Here is a 19,508-nt window from a genome sequence, read left to right as displayed (position 1 = left end):
CGCCCGGTACGGCGTACGCCCCACGGGCCGGCCCGGGCGAGGGGGCGGTCAGTTCCAGGTGCGGGTGCGCAGTGGCAGGCCGGAGGCGCCGGGCTCCGGGGTGCGGACGGCGAGGACCTGGTTGACGCCGATGCGGTTGCGCTCGAAGGCCAGCGCGCTCGCTGCCATGTACAGCCGCCAGACCCTGGCCCGGCCCGGCGAGACGTGCCGGAGCGCCTGCGACCAGTTCCGCTCCAGGTTGCCGACCCAGGCCCGCAGCGTCAGCCCGTAGTGCTCGCGGAGCGACTCCAGGTCGCGCACCTCGAATCCGGCCTCCTCCAACTGGCCCACCGTCCGCCCCACGGGCGCCAACTCGCCGTCCGGGAAGACGTAGCGGTCGATGAACTCGTCCACCCGGTAGGCGTCCTCGTGGCGCTGCGGCGGCCGGGCGATCTGGTGGTTGAGCAGCCGCCCGCCGGGCCGCAGCAGCCCGTACAGCAGCGCCGCGTACTCCCCGTACCGCACGGCGCCGACGTGCTCGGCCATGCCGATGGAGGAGATCGCGTCGTACGGCCCGTCGCTCACCCGGCGGTAGTCCTGGACCCGGATCTCGACCCGGTCGGTGAGCCCCGCGTCGGCGACCCGCTTGCGGGCGTACTCGGCCTGTTCCTGGGAGAGCGTGATGCCGACGGCCCGTACGCCGTACTCGCGGGCCGCGTGCAGCACCATCGAGCCCCAGCCGCAGCCCACGTCGAGCAGCCGCTGCCCGGGCTCCAGGCCCAGCTTCCGGCAGACCAGGTCGAGCTTGGCGCGCTGGGCCTCCGCCAGGTCCGCGTCCGGGGCGGGCTGGGACGTGGCGGGTTGTGACGCGGCGGGCTGTGACGCGGCGTCGGGGGCGGGCCAGTACGCGCAGGAGTAGACCATGGAGGGGCCGAGGACCAGTTCGTAGAAGTCGTTGCCGACGTCGTAGTGGTGGCTGATGGCGGCCCGGTCCCGGCGCAGGGTGTGCAGCGGGCCACGGTGCGCGCGGACCTCCTCGACGGGCGGCTTCGGGGGCGGCCACGGGCCGGCGATGGCGAGCAGGTCGCGGGCGGCGGAGCGCAGCCGGGGGTCGCGGGCCGCGTTCAGGGCGGAGAGCGGGCCGCGTCGCGGCGCCGACTCCTCGCCTCGGTCCCACAGCACCCCGGAGAGCAGGTCGAGGGCCGCGTACAGGTCGCCGTCGACGTCCAGGTCGCCGGCCACCCAGCCACGGGCGAGGCCGAGTTCGCCCGGCCGCCACAACAGTCTGCGGACGGCCCTGCGGTTGCGCACCACCAGCGTGGGCGGCTGCGGGGAGGCGTCCGCCGTGGACGGCTGCGGGGAGGCGCCCGCCGTGGCCGCCGCGTCTACCGCCTCCGCTGTGCCCGCCGCGTCTCGGGTGTCTCCGGTGTGGGGGGACGGGCCGGGCGGGGGTCCGGCTTCGCTGCCGTCCCAGGCCCGGATGCGGACCGGGAACGGGGTCCCGAGGGCCTCCTCAGCGAGCGCGGAGAGCCGTCCAGCGGCATCGGCCATGTCGCACACCTCCAGGGAGACGCGGTGTCGTGGTAGCGGTGCACCTCAGAAAGATTCACCTGCCACGTAAAACACCGATCGCCCGTGCGGCAGTCCCGGGCGCGGTTGAGGAAACGGCAAAATCACCCGGCTGCCCGGCCGGACGCGGGCCCGACACCGGGGTCTCCGGGCTCCCGTGCCCGTCGTCGCGCGGCGCCGCACCGCGTCGTCGAGGGGCGCACCGTGCGCCGGTACGTGGACCACCTGATCGACCTGGACGTGGACGTGCCCGTGAAGTCCGTACGGGGCCGCCACGGCGGCTCCCGGCTCGCGCCCCGATACCGCCTGCCGCCGCTCATGCTCGGCGACGACGAGGCGCTGGCTCGGTCTCCATCCGCTACACCAACCGCACCGGGCGGCGCGGCGAGCGCACGCCGCACGCGTACGGGATCGTCGCGCGCGCGGGCCACTGGTAGGCCCGCCACACCTGACCGCGAGCATCCCGCGCGCCCGACCGCGCGGGACGCATGCCGTGAGCCGGTACGGCCACGGCCCACGGAACGCGCGCACGCGTCGAGGGCGCCCACCCCACGGATTGGTGGACGCCCTCGACGCGTGCTGGTCGCGGGCCTGGCGGCCCGCTCGGTGTGCGGCCGGCGGGGAAGCCCGTACGGACGGGCTTCGGCGACCGGGTCGCTACGCCTTGGCCTTGGCGGCCTTGGCGTCGTCCTTGTCCGCCGGCGCGGCGGCGCGGGCCGAGACGGGGGACGCCGCCTCGTAGAACTCCTCGCGCGGGTTCTCGATGGCGCCCAGCGAGACGACCTCGCGCTTGAGGAACATCCCGAGCGTCCAGTCGGCGAACACGCGGATCTTGCGGTTGAAGGTCGGCATGGCCATGCCGTGGTAGCCACGGTGCATGTACCAGGCGAGCCGGCCCTTGAGCTTGATCTTCATCTTGCCCATGACGATCATCGCGACGCCCTTGTGGAGGCCGAGGCCCGCCACCGCACCCTTGTTGGCGTGCTTGTACTCGCGCTGCGGGAAGCCCCGCATGCCCGAGATCACGTTGTCGCCGAGGACCTTGGCCTGCCGCAGCGCGTGCTGCGCGTTCGGCGGGCACCAGGCGTTCTCGTTGCCGGCCGCGCGCGCCACGAGGTCGGGGATCTGCGCGTTGTCGCCGGCGGCCCAGATGTAGTCGGTGCCCTGCACCTGGAGGGTGGCGGCGGTGTCCACGTGCCCGCGCGGGCCCAGCGGCAGGTTGAAGCGGGCCAGCGCCGGGTTGGGCTTGACGCCCGCGGTCCACACGATGGTGCTGGCGTCGACCTCAAGCCCGTTGTTGAGCACCACGTGACCGTCGACGCAGGAGTCCATGCCGGTCTTGAGGTAGACCTCGACGCCCCGGCTCTCCAGGTGCTCCTTGCCCCAGGCACCGAGCTTCGGACCGACCTCGGGGAGGATCTTGTCGGCGACGTCGACCAGCACGAAGCGCATGTCCTCGCGCTTGACGTTCGGGTAGTACTTGGCCGCGTCCCGGGCCATGTCCTCAACCTCACCGACGGTCTCGGCGCCGGCGAACCCGCCACCGATGAAGACGAAGGTGAGCGCCTTGCGGCGGATCTCCTCGTCGGTCGTCGAGTCGGCCTTGTCGAGCTGCTCCAGGACGTGGTTCCGCAGGCCGATGGCCTCCTCCACACCCTTCATACCGATGCCGTTCTCGGCCAGGCCGGGGATCGGGAAGGTGCGGGAGACGGCGCCGAGCGCGATGACGAGGTAGTCGAAGGGCAGCTCGTACGCCTCGCCGACCAGCGGGGCGACCGTGGCGACCTTGCGGTCCTGGTCGATGGTCGTGACGCGGCCCGTGAGGACCTCCGCCTTCGGGAGCACCCGTCGCAGCGGAACCACGACGTGGCGCGGGGAGATGCTGCCGGCAGCAGCTTCGGGAAGGAAGGGCTGGTAGGTCATGTACGACCGGGGGTCGACGACCGTGACGGTCGCCTCGCCGTACCGCATCTTCTTCAGGATGCGGCGTGCCGCGTACAGACCTACGTACCCACCGCCTACAACGAGGATTCGGGGACGCTCCGTGGTGCTCATGATTCGAGTATCCAGCACCCTCAGGGGGGTTGCTCGTGAGCCCCTTCACAAGGTGGGCTACTGGGTCTGTTACACTGCGCGGCCCTCGTGATCGATCCCATACGACGCCGGGGGAACCGGAGGCCGAGCCGGAGCGTTACCCACCCCCGCTGATCAGGGCCTGTCGGGCTACTCCGCAGTAAATAAGCGCCCCCCGCGGACGATCTGTATCTCGCGTTTAACTCGGCCGAAACAGGGCGTGGTCCGACATCGGGCGGGCCCACCGCCACGAACCGGCCCCCAGGGCGCCTTCAGGGCCCTCACCGGGACTTTTTTCATGTGAAGGATTTCACGAACTTTCTCGCGGGCGCGGTTTCGAGGGCGCCCGGAGAGCGCCAAACGCCCCGGTTTCGGCCCCGGGTGGGGGTGTTGTGGGGCCTGCGGGTCCGCCGGGGTGGAGGCCCGCCCCTGGCGGGCGAGACGGCGGCTGCGGGGCCGCGAACGCGGGCCGGCCGGCGGGCGGGGCGGCGGACCGCGCGGGCGGGGTTACGCGATTCCCCGTGTGCGGGCCCTCGGGGCCTCGCGGAGTGGGGACTCGCGCGGACCCTCCCCATGCCGAACTCCCTAGAACGCGCTGAGCGCCCGCATCGCGTCCCGCTCCACGCGTGACAGTTCGCGGAGGAGGGAGCCCGCCTCCACGAGGCTCCGCTCGTCGCCCGACTCGCCCGCTGTCGCGATGAGGGCGGCCACCCGGGTCCAGAGGGCGGCGGCCTCGGCGTACAGGCCGTGTCCGGTACGCAGGTGGCCGCTGTCGACGTACTGGGCGCACTCGGCGAGGAAGTCCCGGTAGAGATTGCGGAACAGGGCGCCGCCGGTGCCCGCCTTCTCCATGAGCAGGGCGGCCCGCGCCAGATCCTCGTGCGGGTGGCTGCCGCGCTGGAGCCACTTCGGCACCTGCTTGGCGGCCTTCTCGATGCCCCGGTAGCCCAGGTTCGCGATCGGCGGGTTCAGGAAGGCGTGCGCACAGGCCCTGATCGCGGGCACGATCCGGTCCTGTGGTGGGGCGAGGTCGCGGGGCGCCGTGAGGGTGAAGGACCGGTGCCTGGCGGCCATGGGCCCACGCTCGGCCCTGGCCCTGGCGAGCCCGGCCAGACTGGTCGAGACGGCTCCGCCCTGCGGGGCGGTGTCCACCAGGTAGGCGTCCTGTGCGTCGTAGCCGTACATGGCGACGACGTGCCCGGCGAAGTGCACCTTGGTACGGAAGTAGTCCAGGTGGTAGCTGTCGAGCTGGAGGCCGACGGGCCGGCCGGCGTCGATGGACGCCGCCACGTTCTGCCACGCCTTACGCGGCGAGGTGGTCTCCCCCACCACCAACTCAAGCCCGAGCGCGGCAGCCAGATTCCGGGTCAGCTCGAACGGCTTGACCCGACCCCCGAGAAACGGAAAGTCCATGGCCTTGCTGTCCCAGTAGACGAAGCCCAACCCGGACCCGAGCCCGAACAACATGGGCTCCGACAACTCAAGCCCTTCATGCCGGAGCAGTACGCCCAGCGCCGTGGTCTCGCAGTGCTGCATGCCTCGGGCGTCGACGCCTTCCACAATGGTCATGCGGCGCATTCTTCCGGGTTGGGAGGCGGCTGCCTGTGGGTGGCTGTCCGGGGAGTGAGTGGGGACGTGGGGCGGGGCGGCGGCTTCGGGCACGGGGTAGTCGGGATGTGGGTGGGGATGGGTGGCTGTTGACCGGGCTGTGGGGCCGGTGGGTTGTGTGGGGGCGCCTGGGTGGCGCTGTGGGGTGGTCTGATCGCGGGGAAGGCTTTGTGCGGCGGCTGGGTTGTGGGGCGGCCTGGTCGCGGGTGTCCGGATGTGGAACGGCTCGTCGGTAGGCTCAGCGCGGTGGGATGCGGCGAGGGTGGTGTGGGTTGCATGTCAGGCTTGGGCGGTAAGTCGGAGTTCGCGGAAGGTGCAGAAACCCGGGGTGCCGCCGGATAACGCCGCAGGTCAATTGCTCTGGTCCCCGCGCGCGCGGGGATGGCCCCTCGTTCTCGCGGCAGACGGTGACTGAACTGGCCTGGTCCCCGCGCGCGCGGGGATGGCCCAGGGCCGGGGCAGACGGCGTGCATGTCGACGACCTGGTCCCCGCGTATGCGGGGTTGGCGCCCCGAGGGCGCCGGTGGCGGGAACGACCTCGCGAAGCCGTACAACTGGGCCTCCAGCCGGCGTACATTGCCAGTGTCAGTACGCAATGGGGAGTCAGCATGCCCGACGTCCAGGACAAGCACGCAGGTACCCGCATCCGCGAAATCCGGCTCATCCGCGACTACACGTTGGCCCAACTCAGCCAGCGTTCGCACGTCTCGACGAGTCAACTCTCCCGCGTGGAAAACGGAGAACAGCCACCCAGCCCCTCCGTTCTGGCAGCCGTCGCACGGGCCCTCGGGGTAACCCTCTCCGTGTTGCACGGGCAGCCGTACGTTCACATGCTCCAGAAGGACCAGCTCGATCGGCTGCTCGCCCCGATCAGCAGCGCGCTCGACGCATGGGACATCCCGCCGGACGACGACATGCCGCAGGACTCCCTCGACGCGGTGGCCGGACGGGTCTCGGCGCTCTCCCGGTTGCGCGCGAAGGGCGAGTTCGCCCAGGTCGCCGAGGGGCTTCCCGAGGCCATCGCGGCGACCACACTCGCCGTGCAGACCCACACCGCGCCCGGCGCGGCACGGGAGCGCGCGCACTACCTGCAAGCGGAGGTGGCGCGGACCACGGCCATCCTGGCGTACCGACTCGGCTACATGGACCTGGCCCGGCTCGCCCTCGCCCGCATGGCCGCCGCCGCTCCGCATTCGGGCGACCCGCGACAGGTGGCCGTCGAGCGGTACGAACGCGCCGTGATCACGCATGCGGAGACGTCGCGCCCCGACCGCGGCGTGGCCCTGGTGAAGCAAGCACTGCGCGACCTCGAAGAGGACGGCGACCCGCAGACCTCAGCGGTACGCGGCACGCTGCTGTTGCGCGCCTCGGCCCTGTCGGCCGTGCAGCAGCAGAAGTCCGCGGCGAGCGACTGGTTGGAGCAGGCGGCCGAAGTCGTGGCGGCCGGCGAGCGGGCCGACGCGGCGCAGGACCCGCCCGGCACCCGCTACGCCCTGGCCTTCGGGGAACTCAACGTCTCGCTGGGAAGGTTGGACGTCGCCCTCCTCCAGGACGATCACGAGACGGCTGTGCGGGTCGCCTCGGAGGTGCGCCTCCCTGCGACGTACCAGCCGACCAGGGCCGCGGGCTTCCTGATTCGTAAGGCTGCCGCGGAGGCATGGACCGCACGCCTCGACGCGGCTCTGAACTCGCTACTCCAAGCCCGCCAAGCGGCCCCCCAGTTGACCCGTTACCACCCGGACGTGCACCAGACCGTCGGCACGCTCCTACGGGCCCGGCAACGTGCCGCCGACCCGCTGCGCCAGTTCGCCGAGTGGAGTGGCGAGTAGCGACGCGGGCGCCGCAGGTCAGGGCTTAAGACGGGGGTGACGCGTCATAGACCCGCAGGTCCATCGCTCTGATCCCCGCGCGTGCGGGTTAGCCGATCCCAGGACTGACCGCCCTGTCGACGCACTCCGTCTTAACTCCCGTACCACAGGCACATCTTGCGACCAGCGGTCATGGTCCGACAGCTTGGAGCGGAGGTACCGTTCTCGTGACGAGCCTGAACGGAGTGTTATATGTCCGAGAGCATCAGCATGGGCGCGACTCTCTGCGACATCCGCAAGCGGCGCGGCCTCTCCCAGAAGGGGCTGTCCGAGGCCAGCGGTGTATCAATCTCCCTCATCAGAAAGCTGGAGCAGGGACAGGTCGACCACACACGCCTGGAGACCGCTCACAAGCTAGCCACCGCCCTTCGCGTCCCGACGACACACCTCCTCGACCGCCACGAATCCCCCGAAGGCGCCGACCCCGACGCGTCACCGGACGCCGAGGCGTGGGCCCCGGTCCGGCACGCCGTGGAGCGTCCGCCGACGGACACCACCACCGAAGCACCCACCCTGGAAGGGGTCCAAGCGGCGGCGGATGCCGTGGGGGCGGCCTGGGCCACCAACCAGCTCGCCACAGCCGCCACATTGCTTCCGCCCGCGCTGCGCGACGCGGAGGCACTGGGAGACGAGGGACGCGAGGCGTACGCCTACGTACTCCATCTCGCCGGCTCCCTTCTTACGCAGACCCGGCAGTACGACGCTGCCGAGACGGCGCTTCGGCGAGCCCTGGACGCCGCCCAAGGGCGGCATCGAAGTGCCTCCGTCGCCGGAACCATGTGCTGGCTGGCGATCAGGCAAGGCAGGTTGACACAGGCTCGCACGCTCGCGACGCGGTGGGCGGACGATGTCGAGCCGAGGGTGAGTCGGGCCACGGCGGGGGACCTGGCAGCGTGGGGCGGATTGCTCCTCCACCTGGCATCGGCCTGCGCTCGCGACAACCGACCGGGCGAGGCCGCCGACGCGTTGAGGTTCGCGCAAGCGGCTGCGGTGATGACCGGCCACGAGCTGCCAGTCAGGCGCCGCATGGGCGCGTGGGGGCCACTGACGGTCGCCTACAAACGCGCGGAGCAGCACATGATCGTGGACCGCCCCGACAAGGTGCTGGAGATCGCGGGAGGCACCGAGGCACACACGAGTGACGCGGGCCGAGTGCAGAACGGCTTCAACCGGCATCAGCTCGACGTGGCAGCAGCGCACGTCCGCATGCGACACCATGCCCAGGCCGTGAAGGCTCTGTCAGAGGTGCACGCTCGGGTTCCGGAGTGGTTGGCCCAGCAGCGGTACGCCAAGGACATCCTCGGCGACGTGGTCAAGCGGCGCCGCACACTGACGCCCGAGATGCGACGCCTCGCCGACGCCGTGGGGCTACCCCTGTAAACGACTTGTCACTTAGAGCGATGCCCCGCTCAAGATGTCATGGCATAGGCACGCACAACCCTCTTACGGTCAGTCATCAAGCGATCACCCCTGATGACGCCGGAGGCTGCGCCATGCCCATCGGAGCCGAGTACACCTCTCCCTCGCCCTATGACTGGGTGCCGCCTGGGGGTGGGGTGCGGTGGACGCGGGTGGGTGAACTGGGTTGGCACGCGCTGTCGCTGCCGTGCTACCTGGGCAATCGGGTGTTGGCGGGGCTCGGGGAGGCGAGTGGGGCGGTCATCGAGGAGGACGTTCCGGCGCGGCTGGTGTGGCTGATCGAGCCGACGGCCCCGGCCGTGCAACACCTCGGCGACCACGAGGAGATCACGCTGGCCGGTGATGACGGGTCGTACCTGTTCGTGCCGGGCATGGCCCGCGCCCGCCTGGTCTGGTGGCGCATCCCCCCGAACCCGGACCGCCTCCTGACCGACGCCGGTCGACTGGTTGAGGCCATCGCCGTACTGCGCCCGGGAGTTCGGCCGTGACCCACCCCGACTGGTGCCCGCCACCCAGCGACACCGTCTCGCTGCTGCCCGCCGGCCGGGACTGGGACGCCGTACGCGCCGACGCCGCCACCGCCCGCTGGGCCTTCCCCATCCTCAACGGCCCGCACGAGAGCGCGGCCATCATGGACCCGTACACCTGCTCCACGTACTGGCTCCTGCCACCGGGCGAGGCACACGACTTCATCCACTGGCAACGCCTGCACCCCCACGTAGCCGTGCTCCCGGCCAGGCCCGGCACGCACTACGTCGGCATCCCACCCACGCACCGCCGTACGGGCCCGGGACTGCACTGGTACGTCCCGCACAACTGGTCCGGCCGCTACCTCACCGAACCCGCCTACCTGGCCGCCGCCCTCACCCCCGCTGTCCACGCCGCCCACGGCCCCCACCGAAGTCGGTAGCCGCCATGACCCACCGACGCCGATACCGCTACGTGGAGATGAGCCTGGCTCCGTTTGAACCGCGCGCGCACCCGTGCCGCGCTACGGGACCTTTACCGGAACGACGGGCGTCGTGGCGTCACCGATTTCGACGGTGGTACCCGGGCTGGTGCAGTGGGTCGAGCCCTGGAATTTGCCCGACCACTTCACCTTCTTTCCACCCGCCTCGGGTGTGTAGAAGGTCGTCTTCGAGCCGTCCGTCTTGACCGATTGAGTCTCGTCCGACGACGCGGCCGTCGAAGGAGAACCGCCGGCAGCGTAGATCAACTGCCCCTTGCAACGGACCTTGATGGTCGGCTCGCTGCCCGCGCACTCGACGCGGGTCTTGTAGATAACGCTCTTGGCCCCCTTGGACCAGTGCGGCCGGTCAGCCGACGCCTTGCAAACGAACTTCCGCGCTGCGGCGGCTTGCTGGCCGTCGGCCACCACGGGACCGGCACTCAGGCCGCCGAGCATGACGATACTGGTTGCTGAAACGACGACTGCCCTCAGCGAATTACGCATCTTTGCTCCCCCTGTTGCGCATAACGGAAAGCCAGGTCACGGCTCCGCTTTCGTGTTCGATACGGATATTAGCCCGGACACGACAAACGATCAACGACCTTCCGGTTCCTGGTGTACCTCATACGCCATAGCGGGTACGCGGCGTACCGGCACGCGGAACATCGCGCGAGTTACCGCACCATGGCCGTTCAGGAACTATCGGATCGCGATGGGCCGGGGCTACGCGTCAATGAACGGACGCGCTTTCCTTCGCGATGCGGCGGCCGGTCAACTGGTGAATTGAATAGCGGTGTTGAGTCGTTCGGGCACGATGTCGAGGAGGTAGCGGAGAAGCTGGGTCGAGTTGCTTCGGAGGCGTCATGGTCAGGGGCGTCCCCGGGGCACTGTCGCCCCGTCGACGGGCCGGTTGCCGGCCGGACCTGCCCGTTACGATCACCCCATGCACGTACGAGAAGTGGACCCGCGCGACACGACCTGGGAGCAAGACGACGCCACTTATCGGGCGTGTTTCTGGGACAGGTCAACGATGGCGGCCGACACATACGAGGTGACGGGCGCCGATGTCGAGGAGGTCATGGCCTGGGCCCGCGCCAAGGCGCGGGAGACGGGCTCCAGTCACACCCTGTACGTGCGCGTCACCGACGAAGGCAGGCCCGGACTGGTTCGCCTCAGCGGGGTGGCGGGCGACCCCTTCGCCTGAGCCAGCGGCGGCAGCGGCCGTGACGGTGACCGTAGCCGTGGCGAGCGCGGTGGCTTGGTGACGTCCGCGCCGATGGATCCCGGCCCGCTACCCCCGCGCGTGCGGGGACGGCCCCAGCATCCCCGGGCCGCACCCGCCGCGGCGGTGGACCCCGCGCCGGCGGGGCGCGCGTCCGCTACCCGAGCACTAGAAGCGGCCGCCTCGTCCTGCCGGCACCGCACCCCACCCACGACCGAGCGCCCCGGCCGGCCCGTATGGCCAACCAGAGCGCTCACGAACGTTGCCGAAACCGACTCACTCGCCGGCGACGGCGGCAGGGTCCGTCAGCCAGCCGCCAGCAGCTCCAGCGTGTCGATCACGCGGTTCGAGAAGCCCCACTCGTTGTCGTACCAGGCGACCACCTTCACGTGGCGGCCGTCCACCCGGGTGAGGGCCGAGTCGAAGATGGACGAGGCGGGGTTGCCCGTGATGTCGGAGGAGACCAGGGGGTCTTCCGAGTACTCCAGGACGCCGGCGAGGGGGCCTTCGGCCGCCTTGCGGTAGGCCGCCAGGATGTCGTCGCGGGACACGTCGCGGGCGACGGTCGTGTTGAGTTCGACGATCGAGCCGACCGGTACCGGGACGCGGATCGAGTCGCCCGACAGCTTGCCGTCGAGCTGCGGCAGGACCAGGCCGATGGCCTTGGCGGCGCCGGTCGTGGTCGGGACGATGTTGACGCCGGCGGCGCGGGCGCGGCGGGGGTCGCGGTGCGGGCCGTCCTGGAGGTTCTGCTCCTGCGTGTAGGCGTGCACCGTCGTCATGAAACCGTGCTCGATGCCCGCGAGTTCGTCCAGGACCGCGGCCAGCGGCGCGAGGGCGTTCGTGGTGCAGGAGGCGTTGGAGACGATCGTGTGCGCGGCCGGGTCGTACGCGTCGGTGTTGACGCCGTACGCCAGCGTGATGTCAGCGCCGTCGGACGGCGCGCTGACCAGCACCTTGCGCGCGCCCGCGTCCAGGTGGGCCCGCGCGGCCTTGGCCGCGGTGAAGCGGCCGGTGGCCTCCAGGACGAGGTCGACGTCGAGTTCGGCCCACGGCAACCGCTCCGGCTCGCGCTCGGCAAGCACCTTGATCCGGTGGCCGTCCACGACGAGGACGTCCCCGTCGACGGTCACCGGGCGGCCGAGGCGGCCGGAGGTGCTGTCGAAGGCGAGCAGCCGGGCGAGGGCGGTGGGCTCCGTCAGGTCGTTGATGGCCACGACCTCCAGGGCGCTGTCACGCTCCAGCAGTGCGCGCAGCACGTTGCGCCCGATGCGGCCGAATCCGTTGATGGCGATGCGAGTCATGAGTGACGTCCCTTCCCTTTCACACCCGGGCTCATTTCCTTCCCCACCAGCCTCGCGCGCGGCGAGCGCCACTGACAGTGGCGGGATCGCCATGGTTCACAAGGATCGCGCCACCCCGCCGGGACAGGCCGCGCCACACCGCGCGGACCACGCGGACCAGGCCGTACGGGGCAGACCGCGCCGTACGGGGGCTGGCCGCGACGTACCGGACGGGCCGCGACGTACCGAACGGACCGTGCGTACCGGGCGGGCTACTCGCCCCGGGTGAAGGTGCGTCGGTACTCGCTCGGCGTGGTGCCGAGGATGCGCTGGAAGTGTAGGCGCAGGTTGGCGCCGGTGCCGAGTCCGGTGTCGGCGGCGATCTGCTCGACGCTGCGTTGCGAGCGCTCCAGCAGTTCGCGGGCCAGGTCGACGCGGGCGCGCATCACCCACTGCATCGGCGTGTAGCCGGTCTCCTCGACGAAGCGCCGGGAGAACGTGCGCGGCGAGACCCCCGCCTGCCGCGCCAGTACGTCGAGGGTCAGCGGCTCGCCGAGCCGGTACAGCGCCCACTCGCGGGTGGCGGCGAACCGTTCGCCGCGCGGCTCGGGCACGCTGCGCGGTACGTACTGGGCCTGGCCGCCGCTGCGGTAGGGGGCCGCGACCAGGCGGCGGGCCGCGTGGTTGGACGCGGCCACGCCGAGGTCACCGCGCAGGATGTGCAGGCACAGGTCGATGCCGGAGGCCGCGCCGGCCGAGGTGAGCACGCTGCCCTCGTCCACGAACAGCACGTTCTCGTCCACCTTGACCTGCGGATACCTGGCCATGAGGGCGCGCGTGTAGTGCCAGTGCGTGGTGGCGCGCCGGCCGTCGAGCAGGCCCGTGGCGGCCAGCGCGAAGGCGCCCGTCGAGATGGCAGCCAGCCGCGCGCCCCGGCCGTGGGCGTCGACCAACGCCTCGACCACGGCTGGCGGCGGGTCGTCGCGGTCCGGAAACCGGTAACCGGGGACGAAGACGATGTCGGCCCAGGCGAGCGCGTCGAGGCCGTGGGCAACGTCGTACGCGAGGCCGTCGCCGCCGGTCACCCGGCCGGGCGCCGCCCCGCACACCCGCACCTCGTACGGCATGCTCGCGCGGGTCGTGAAGACCTGCGCGGGAATCCCGACGTCGAGCGGCTTCGCCCCTTCGAGCACGAGGACGGCGACGCGGTGGAGACGGGGTGCGGGCACAGGGAGAGGTTACGTGGGGTGTCGTCAGGTCCCACGTTTGCCGCTGCGCGGGGCGGGCGAGCCGGGCGGTTCGGCGGCCGGTGGGGCCAGCCCGCCCGGATCCCGCCGCGTGTACGCGCGGCTCCGTACGCTGAGCTCATGGTTGAGAACACCGTGCCCGTACGGGAAGCCCGCGCGCGTCTGGCGGACTACATCAACCGGGCCGAGGAGGGCGTTCCGACCGTCATCACGCGCGACGGCGTATCGGTGGCGGCCCTGGTCCCGATCTCGGACCTCGAAGCGCTGGAGGAACTGGAGGAAGCGGCCGACGTGTTGTTGGTGCATGAGGCGGAGGCGGTCCTGGCCGAGGGCGGGCCGACGGCGACGATGGCCGAACTACTGGCGGACCTGTTCAGCGAGCGCGGTGCGGGCGCGGCGTGAGGTACGCGTTCGGGTTCACTGCGGCAGCGCAGTGGGGGCCTCGGGCGGCACCGTGGGCTGAAGGGCCTATTCGCTCGTATAAACCCTGCGTGAGCGATTTGGCGAGATGGGGCGATAGGTCGCGATCAGTGGAAGTTGCAGAAAACTGGGGTTCCGCGCGCTAAAGCCGCAGGTCAATTGCTCTGGTCCCCGCGCACGCGGGGATGGCCCTCGCCGCGCCGACGCTGCGCACGACCCGCACCGCTGGTCCCCGCGCACGCGGGGATGGCCCCGGCTTCCGGGCGCTTTCGCTGACGCGGTGGGCCTGGTCCCCGCGCACGCGGGGGCAGCCCCCGGGCGCCGACAGCACCCCCGGCAGGATCGCCGGGGGTGCTGCTCGTTCCGCAGGTCACCTTGCGAGTGTTTTACTCACATTCACCGTGGTCAACGACCATGATCACGGGAGGCGCAACTGTGCGCGATCCCGTCCAGAATGTCGTGCTCGCTCACGACCACCTCGCGCGCGCCCGCGCGTTCCATTAGGGCCAGCAGGACGAGCGCGCCCGCGCCGATGACGTCCACGCGGCCCGGGTGCATGACCGGGATGGCGGCGCGTTCGGCGTGGGTGGAGTGGAGGAGGCGGTCGGTGATCTCGCGGACGCGGTCGAGTGGGATGACCGCGTGGTGGATGGCGGCCGAGTCGTACGCGGGCAGGTCGAGTGCGATGGCGGCGATCGTGGTGACCGAGCCGGCCAGGCCGACCAGGGTGTAGCCGCCGTCGGCGGGGCGGAGCGGGACCGTCTGCTCGACCGTGTCGAGGGCGGCCTCCACGTCGGCCCGTATCGCGGCGATCTGGGCTTCGGTCGGCGTGCCGGGTTCGGGGACCTTGCCGGTGGCGTCGGCGAGGTGACGTTCGGTCATGCGGACGCAGCCGACGTTCACGCTGCGCGCGGCGCGCACCTCCCGGTCGCCGACGACGAACTCGGTCGAGCCGCCGCCGATGTCCACCACGAGGTAAGGAGCGCCGCAGGCCGGGGCCTGGGTCTGGGCAGCCGGGTCCTGGTGGGCCGTCAGTTCGCGGGTGGCGCCGGCGAAGGAGAGGGCGGCCTCCTCGTCGCCGGTGATGACCTCGGGTTCGACGCCGAGGATGTCGCGTACGCCGCGGACGAAGTCCTCCCGGTTGGAGGCGTCGCGCGAGGCGGAGGTGGCGACGAAGCGCAGGGCGGGGTGCGGGCCGCCCGGGACGCCGTGCTCCCCGATGACCTCGGCGTACTCGCGGCAGGCGGCAAAGGTGCGCTCCAGCGCCTCGGGGGCCAGCCGGCCGGTGCGGTCCACGTCCTGGCCGAGCCGGACGATGGTCATGCGGCGGTCCAGCTCGTGCAGGGCGCCGGTGTCCGGGTCGATGTCGGCGACCAGCAGCCGGATGGAGTTGGTGCCGCAGTCGATGGCGGCGACGCGCTTCACTCGCGGTCTCCTTCGGGGGCTTCGGCATCGGCTTCGGCGGCGTCGGGGGCCGCGGGCGTCGCGGAGTCGCACGTGCCGCCGTCGGCGCACGGGGCGACGCACGGGCCCTTGCGCCACCACTCGGGCAGCAGCGCGATGGCCTCGTCGCCCAGCGGGTTCACGCCGGGGCCGGCGGCCAGCGAGTGGCCGACGAGGACGTGCAGGCACTTGACGCGGTCGGGCATGCCGCCGGCGCTGGGGAAGTTCTCCAGGACCTCGATGGCGTCCCGGCGGGCGAGGTAGTCCTCGTGGGCCGCGCGGTAGGCGGCGGCCAGTTCCGGGTCGGTGGCCAGCCGCGCCGTCATGTCCTTCATGACGCCCTCGGCCTCCAGCGTGCCGATGGCGGAGGCGGCGCGCGGGCAGGTCAGGTAGTACAGCGTCGGGAACGGCGTGCCGTCCGGCAGCCGGGGCGCGGTCTCGACGACGTCCGGGTTGCCGCACGGGCAGCGGTGGGCGATCGCGCGCAGGCCGCGCGGGACCCGGCCGAGCTGGTCGCCGACGGCGGCGACGTCCGCGTCGGTCGGGGCGGCGGGTGCGGTCTGCGGAGGGGGCGTTTCCATGCGAGCAGGGTTCTCTTCGGTTCGTCGGGCCGCCGCGCCGGGTGCGAAGGGCGCGGCGGAGGTGGCGGATGGGGCGGGTACGGCGTGGCTGGTGCGGTGGTGACGAGGTGACGGGCGAGCGGCCGGCGCCGTGGGTCAGCGCTGGGCGTCGGCCGTGTCGACCTCGCCCCACAGGTTGCCGTACCAGGGCTGGTCGGCGGAGCGGTCCTCGTCGGAGCGCTCGGCGTCGTCGTCGCCCGGGCCCAGCATGCTGTACCCGGTCTCGCCGGGGCGCAGGTAGTGCAGGTGCTCGCGGGCCAGGCGCTCGATGTACGCGGGGTCCTCAAGGCGGGCCTTGCGGTCGCGCAGCCGCTCGACGTCCGCACGGATCCGCTCGGCCTGCCGACGCTGGTCGGCGATGTCGGAGCGCTGCGACACGTACTGCCGTATCGGGTACGCGAGCGCCACGACGAGCGAGCAGACGACGAGCGCGAGGAGCGCGGCACGGCCGGTGAGCCGGCCGCGGCGGGGTGGCCTGGCCCGGGTGCGGGCCCGGTAGACCCGGGCCGCGGCGTGTCCGCCGAGCGCCCTCAGCCTGGTCGCGGTGGAGAACCGGTCCGCGGGCACGTCTTACCCCTTCATCCGTAGGTCGTCCGCATGCCGTCCGTGAACGGTCGTCAGCGGTCGTACGACAGCGGTCAACCGTCGTCGACAGGTGTCGGCCGTGCGCGTCCGGACGGGTGCGCCTGGTCGGTCGGCGTGCGCCGACCGGCCGAACGCGCGCCGCCAGCACACACGTGCGTCCCCGGCCACGGTACGGGACCGGGGCCGGGGACGGACGGAAAAGCGGTGGGCTCGCCGCGCGGTGGGCGCGGCGCGGCCCGGCTCAGCCCTCGAAGCGGAAGCGCGGGAAGGCGCTGCGGCCCGCGTAGACGGCCGCGTCGTCGAGGATCTCCTCGATGCGCAGGAGCTGGTTGTACTTGGCCACGCGCTCGGAGCGGGCCGGGGCGCCGGTCTTGATCTGGCCGCAGTTGGTGGCGACGGCCAGGTCGGCGATGGTGACGTCCTCGGTCTCGCCGGAGCGGTGGGACATCATGCACTTGAAGCCGCTGCGCTGGGCCAGCTCGACCGCGTCCAGCGTCTCGGTCAGCGAGCCGATCTGGTTGACCTTGACCAGCAGGGCGTTGGCGGTGCCGGAGTCGATGCCGCGGGCGAGGCGCTCGGGGTTGGTGACGAACAGGTCGTCGCCGACGATCTGCACCTTGTCGCCCAGCTCGTCGGTCAGGGTCTTCCAGCCGTCCCAGTCCTCCTCGTTCAGCGGGTCCTCGATGGAGACCAGCGGGTAGGCGGCGACCAGTTCGGCGTAGTACGCGGTCATCTCGGCGGCGCTGCGGGCCTGGCCCTCGAACGCGTACTGGCCGTCCTTGAAGAACTCGGACGCGGCGACGTCGAGCGCGAGCGCGATGTCCTGGCCCGGGGTGTAGCCGGCCTTCTTGATGGCCTCGACGATCAGGTCGAGCGCCTCGCGGTTGGAGTCCAGGTTCGGCGCGAAGCCGCCCTCGTCGCCGAGGCCGGTGGACAGGCCGCGCTCCTTCAGGACGCCCTTGAGGGTGTGGTAGACCTCGGCGCCCCAGCGCAGGGCCTCGGAGAAGGACTCCGCGCCGATCGGAGCGATCATGAACTCCTGGATGTCCACGTTGGAGTCGGCGTGCGAGCCGCCGTTCAGGATGTTCATCATCGGCACCGGGAGCTGGTGCGCGTTCGGGCCGCCGAGGTAGCGGAAGAGCGGCAGGTCGGACGCCTCGGAGGCGGCGTGCGCGACGGCCAGCGAGACGCCGAGGATGGCGTTGGCGCCGAGCGAGGACTTGTCCGGCGTGGCGTCCAGGTCGAACATGGCCTGGTCGATCAGGCGCTGCTCGGTGGCGTCGTAGCCGACCAGCTCCGGGCCGATCTGCTCGATGACCGCGAGCACGGCCTTCTCCACACCCTTGCCGCCGTAGCGGGCCTTGTCGCCGTCCCGCAGCTCAAGGGCCTCGAACTGGCCGGTCGAGGCGCCGGACGGCACGGCAGCACGGCCGGTGCTGCCGTCGTCGAGGCCGACCTCGACCTCGACCGTGGGGTTGCCTCGCGAGTCGAGGATCTCGCGAGCTACGACGACGTCGATAGACGGCACGAGCGGTCTCCTTCGTGTGGGTCTGAGCTTCTGAGACACGAGCCTAACCGGCCCCGGCACCCCGGCTCGCCGCACGCCCGCCGGACGAGACGACAAGAGGGACAAAAGCGCAGATCGATGGGTGAACGGCGCAACCGAATCGGTCGCGCGGCCCCGGACAGCGCCGGCCGGGACGTCCGCGCGTGGCGCCCGCGGCATGCCTACCGGGCCCAGGCGACCGGGCGCCGTCCAGCCGGCGGCGGCACGGCGTCCGTACGGGGGCGGCATGGCGTCCGCACGGGGGCGGCACGGCGGCGGTACGGCGCGTGGCGCGTGGGGGCGGCGTGTGAGTACGACGCGTGGGGACGGCGCGTCCGGGTGGCAAACGCGGAGCCCCGCCGCGATGCGCTCGGGGGTAGGCGCACCGTGGCGGGGCGGTATGCGGTCCCTCCGGGCGGGGAGGGACGGGCGGCCTGGCCGACTCTGGGCGGAGCTGGCCGGGCGCCGGAGGCGGGGATCAGCTCAGGTGGAGCTGCTGGCCCGGGTAGATCAGGTCGGCGTCGGTGACGATCTCGTCGTTCAGGTCGTACAGCTTCGCCCAGCCGCCCTTGACGTTCTCGGCCTCGGCGATCTTGGCGAGGGTGTCGCCGGCCTGGACCTTGTACTCGCCGTCGCCCTTCTTGATCGTCTTCGGGGCGCTCTGCTGCGGCACGGACTGCTTCGGGGCGGCGTGCTTGGGCACGTACCGCTCGGAGCTGCGGCTCGGGGCCTGCTCGTCCGTGGCGCGCGGGCCGGCGTGCTTCGGGGCGGCCTTCGGCGCGGACTGCTGCGGGGCGGACTGCTGCTGCTTGGGCGCGACCTGCTGCGGCGCCTGCTGCTTGGGGGCCTGCTGCTTGGGCGCGGTGTAGCCGCCCTGGGTCAGGTTGACGCCGCAGTGCGGCCAGGCGCCCTTGCCCTGGCTGGCGAGGACCTTCTCGGCGATCTGTATCTGCTGGGTCTTGGACGCCTTGTCGGCGGTCGAGGCGTAGGCGGTGCCGCCGTACGCGGCCCAGGTGGAGGCGGAGAACTGGAGGCCGCCGTAGTAGCCGTTGCCGGTGTTGATCGACCAGTTGCCGGTCGACTCGCACTGGGCGACCTGGTCCCACTGGTCGGTGGTGGCGGCGTTGGCGCCGGTGGCCCCCATCAGCGGCACGGCGACGGCGGCACCGGTGACACCGGCGAGCGTGGCGATGCGAGTGGCCTTGGACGGACGGCGGTGCTTGCCCTTGGAAATCAGCATGTTGGTTTCCTCACCGACGCCTACGAGGTGAGCTGTCGGGTTCGGACTGTGAGTTGCCCGGCCGCGGTCTCCCGCGGCTTCACCCCAAGCCGTTCAGCCCCCTCGTTCCACGGACCGTCCGGCACTTACCTGTGGTTCCCCCGCTCCTGCCTTCGGCGCTTGACGCGTCGGTTCCCCCCGGCCGCCGGCAGGATTCGGCGTGACGACCAGTGGCGCTCGCGGTGGCGAGCGATGAAGACCGTAATCACAGATCCCCGGAGTGCTCAAACCCCAACATCCCTGGAAAGCCAGTGGGGTTTGCCCGCAAGAAAATCACATCACCGCAGGTCAGACAGGGCACCTGAAGGACGGAAAAGCGCGACACGCCAGAGATCGAACGAGACCCATGTCTCACTTTCGCGAATCGGTGTACACCGGGGTGAAGCACCCAAAGTGAC

General features: G+C 71.6%; 17 protein-coding genes, 1 pseudogene and 1 riboswitch. Of the genes and pseudogenes, 7 read left to right on the top strand and 11 right to left on the bottom strand.

Annotated elements, in window-relative coordinates; all coding sequences use genetic code 11:
- Positions 1 to 48: 48 nt before the first annotated feature.
- The gene (locus tag H7H31_RS21935) at positions 49 to 1,530 is read right to left on the bottom strand and encodes an SAM-dependent methyltransferase (protein WP_187062188.1); all 1,482 of its coding nucleotides are present in this window, start codon (positions 1,528 to 1,530) and stop codon (positions 49 to 51) included.
- Between the two features lie 207 nt (positions 1,531 to 1,737).
- Between H7H31_RS21935 and H7H31_RS34230 the strand changes: the two are divergent.
- Positions 1,738 to 1,894 (top strand): annotated as a pseudogene (locus H7H31_RS34230) (transcriptional regulator); the annotation flags it as partial.
- Between the two features lie 311 nt (positions 1,895 to 2,205).
- Here the strand turns inward: H7H31_RS34230 and H7H31_RS21930 are convergent.
- Both H7H31_RS21930 and H7H31_RS21925 read right to left on the bottom strand, forming a co-directional pair.
- Positions 2,206 to 3,603: an NAD(P)/FAD-dependent oxidoreductase gene (locus H7H31_RS21930; RefSeq protein WP_187062187.1), complete on the bottom strand. Its 1,398-nt coding sequence runs from the start codon at positions 3,601 to 3,603 to the stop codon at positions 2,206 to 2,208.
- A 603-nt stretch (positions 3,604 to 4,206) separates the two neighbouring features.
- Complete coding sequence (locus H7H31_RS21925) at positions 4,207 to 5,190, bottom strand: BtrH N-terminal domain-containing protein (protein WP_187062186.1); 984 nt, start codon at positions 5,188 to 5,190, stop codon at positions 4,207 to 4,209.
- Between the two features lie 647 nt (positions 5,191 to 5,837).
- Between H7H31_RS21925 and H7H31_RS21920 the strand changes: the two genes are divergently transcribed.
- The 4 genes from H7H31_RS21920 to H7H31_RS21905 all read left to right on the top strand — a co-directional run bounded on the left by H7H31_RS21920 (position 5,838) and on the right by H7H31_RS21905 (position 9,426).
- On the top strand, positions 5,838 to 7,058 hold the full coding sequence (locus H7H31_RS21920; protein WP_187063425.1) for a helix-turn-helix domain-containing protein: 1,221 nt from the start codon (positions 5,838 to 5,840) through the stop codon (positions 7,056 to 7,058).
- A gap of 231 nt (positions 7,059 to 7,289) precedes the next feature.
- Positions 7,290 to 8,477, top strand: a complete 1,188-nt coding sequence (locus H7H31_RS21915) for a helix-turn-helix domain-containing protein (protein WP_187063424.1) — start codon at positions 7,290 to 7,292, stop codon at positions 8,475 to 8,477.
- A gap of 113 nt (positions 8,478 to 8,590) precedes the next feature.
- A complete protein-coding gene (locus H7H31_RS21910; protein ID WP_187063423.1) occupies positions 8,591 to 9,004 on the top strand; it encodes a hypothetical protein in 414 nt (137 codons plus the stop codon).
- A complete protein-coding gene (locus H7H31_RS21905; protein ID WP_187063422.1) occupies positions 9,001 to 9,426 on the top strand; it encodes a hypothetical protein in 426 nt (141 codons plus the stop codon). The genes H7H31_RS21910 and H7H31_RS21905 overlap by 4 nt, the downstream gene beginning before the upstream one ends.
- 81 nt (positions 9,427 to 9,507) lie before the next feature.
- Here the strand turns inward: H7H31_RS21905 and H7H31_RS21900 are convergent, their stop codons facing one another.
- A complete protein-coding gene (locus H7H31_RS21900) occupies positions 9,508 to 9,969 on the bottom strand; it encodes a hypothetical protein (RefSeq protein WP_187063421.1) in 462 nt (153 codons plus the stop codon).
- Between the two features lie 439 nt (positions 9,970 to 10,408).
- Here H7H31_RS21900 and H7H31_RS21895 point away from each other — a divergent pair, with 439 nt between their 5' ends.
- The gene (locus tag H7H31_RS21895) at positions 10,409 to 10,669 is read left to right on the top strand and encodes a hypothetical protein (protein ID WP_187063420.1); all 261 of its coding nucleotides are present in this window, start codon (positions 10,409 to 10,411) and stop codon (positions 10,667 to 10,669) included.
- A 323-nt stretch (positions 10,670 to 10,992) separates the two neighbouring features.
- Here H7H31_RS21895 and gap read toward each other — a convergent pair whose 3' ends face one another.
- Together gap and H7H31_RS21885 are read right to left on the bottom strand one after the other, a co-directional pair.
- Positions 10,993 to 11,991 (bottom strand): type I glyceraldehyde-3-phosphate dehydrogenase, encoded by a 999-nt coding sequence (gene gap, locus H7H31_RS21890; RefSeq protein ID WP_187063419.1) that lies wholly within the window; start codon positions 11,989 to 11,991, stop codon positions 10,993 to 10,995.
- 251 nt (positions 11,992 to 12,242) lie between these two features.
- Positions 12,243 to 13,199, bottom strand: coding sequence for a GlxA family transcriptional regulator (locus tag H7H31_RS21885; RefSeq protein WP_187063418.1), 957 nt, complete (start codon positions 13,197 to 13,199; stop codon positions 12,243 to 12,245).
- 138 nt (positions 13,200 to 13,337) lie between these two features.
- Here H7H31_RS21885 and H7H31_RS21880 point away from each other — a divergent pair, with 138 nt between their 5' ends.
- Positions 13,338 to 13,619: a type II toxin-antitoxin system Phd/YefM family antitoxin gene (locus H7H31_RS21880; protein ID WP_187063417.1), complete on the top strand. Its 282-nt coding sequence runs from the start codon at positions 13,338 to 13,340 to the stop codon at positions 13,617 to 13,619.
- A gap of 423 nt (positions 13,620 to 14,042) precedes the next feature.
- On the opposite strand, the gene H7H31_RS21875 is transcribed toward H7H31_RS21880, so the two are convergent.
- The 5 genes from H7H31_RS21875 to H7H31_RS21855 form a co-directional block, all read right to left on the bottom strand.
- Complete coding sequence (locus H7H31_RS21875) at positions 14,043 to 15,062, bottom strand: Ppx/GppA phosphatase family protein (RefSeq protein WP_187063416.1); 1,020 nt, start codon at positions 15,060 to 15,062, stop codon at positions 14,043 to 14,045.
- Positions 15,059 to 15,661: a DUF501 domain-containing protein gene (locus H7H31_RS21870; RefSeq protein WP_187063415.1), complete on the bottom strand. Its 603-nt coding sequence runs from the start codon at positions 15,659 to 15,661 to the stop codon at positions 15,059 to 15,061. The genes H7H31_RS21875 and H7H31_RS21870 overlap by 4 nt, the downstream gene beginning before the upstream one ends.
- A gap of 135 nt (positions 15,662 to 15,796) precedes the next feature.
- Positions 15,797 to 16,267 (bottom strand): FtsB family cell division protein, encoded by a 471-nt coding sequence (locus tag H7H31_RS21865; RefSeq protein WP_187063414.1) that lies wholly within the window; start codon positions 16,265 to 16,267, stop codon positions 15,797 to 15,799.
- Positions 16,268 to 16,526: 259 nt separating this feature from the next.
- Positions 16,527 to 17,813: a phosphopyruvate hydratase gene (eno, locus tag H7H31_RS21860; protein WP_187063413.1), complete on the bottom strand. Its 1,287-nt coding sequence runs from the start codon at positions 17,811 to 17,813 to the stop codon at positions 16,527 to 16,529.
- A gap of 496 nt (positions 17,814 to 18,309) precedes the next feature.
- Entirely contained in the window at positions 18,310 to 19,071 is a 762-nt protein-coding gene (locus H7H31_RS21855; protein WP_187063412.1) for a LysM peptidoglycan-binding domain-containing protein, read from the bottom strand.
- A 2-nt stretch (positions 19,072 to 19,073) separates the two neighbouring features.
- Positions 19,074 to 19,239, bottom strand: a riboswitch (cyclic di-AMP (ydaO/yuaA leader).
- Positions 19,240 to 19,508 lie beyond the last annotated feature (269 nt).

Origin of the sequence: Streptomyces buecherae, assembly GCF_014295035.1 — a bacterium.
GTDB classification, from domain to species: Bacteria; Actinomycetota; Actinomycetes; order Streptomycetales; family Streptomycetaceae; genus Streptomyces; species Streptomyces youssoufiensis.
This window is presented reverse-complemented; position numbering and strand designations above follow the sequence as displayed.

Excerpts from the sequence above, each read along its gene's own strand:
- H7H31_RS21935 (WP_187062188.1), bottom strand. The coding sequence starts at position 1,530 with ATGGCCGATGCCGCTGGACGGCTCTCCGCGCTCGCTGAGGAGGCCCTC.
- H7H31_RS21930 (WP_187062187.1), bottom strand. The coding sequence starts at position 3,603 with ATGAGCACCACGGAGCGTCCCCGAATCCTCGTTGTAGGCGGTGGGTAC.
- H7H31_RS21925 (WP_187062186.1), bottom strand. The coding sequence starts at position 5,190 with ATGACCATTGTGGAAGGCGTCGACGCCCGAGGCATGCAGCACTGCGAG.
- H7H31_RS21920 (WP_187063425.1), top strand. The coding sequence starts at position 5,838 with ATGCCCGACGTCCAGGACAAGCACGCAGGTACCCGCATCCGCGAAATC.
- H7H31_RS21915 (WP_187063424.1), top strand. The coding sequence starts at position 7,290 with ATGTCCGAGAGCATCAGCATGGGCGCGACTCTCTGCGACATCCGCAAG.
- H7H31_RS21910 (WP_187063423.1), top strand. The coding sequence starts at position 8,591 with ATGCCCATCGGAGCCGAGTACACCTCTCCCTCGCCCTATGACTGGGTG.
- H7H31_RS21900 (WP_187063421.1), bottom strand. The coding sequence starts at position 9,969 with ATGCGTAATTCGCTGAGGGCAGTCGTCGTTTCAGCAACCAGTATCGTC.
- H7H31_RS21895 (WP_187063420.1), top strand. The coding sequence starts at position 10,409 with ATGCACGTACGAGAAGTGGACCCGCGCGACACGACCTGGGAGCAAGAC.
- gap (WP_187063419.1), bottom strand. The coding sequence starts at position 11,991 with ATGACTCGCATCGCCATCAACGGATTCGGCCGCATCGGGCGCAACGTG.
- H7H31_RS21880 (WP_187063417.1), top strand. The coding sequence starts at position 13,338 with ATGGTTGAGAACACCGTGCCCGTACGGGAAGCCCGCGCGCGTCTGGCG.
- H7H31_RS21870 (WP_187063415.1), bottom strand. The coding sequence starts at position 15,661 with ATGGAAACGCCCCCTCCGCAGACCGCACCCGCCGCCCCGACCGACGCG.
- H7H31_RS21855 (WP_187063412.1), bottom strand. The coding sequence starts at position 19,071 with ATGCTGATTTCCAAGGGCAAGCACCGCCGTCCGTCCAAGGCCACTCGC.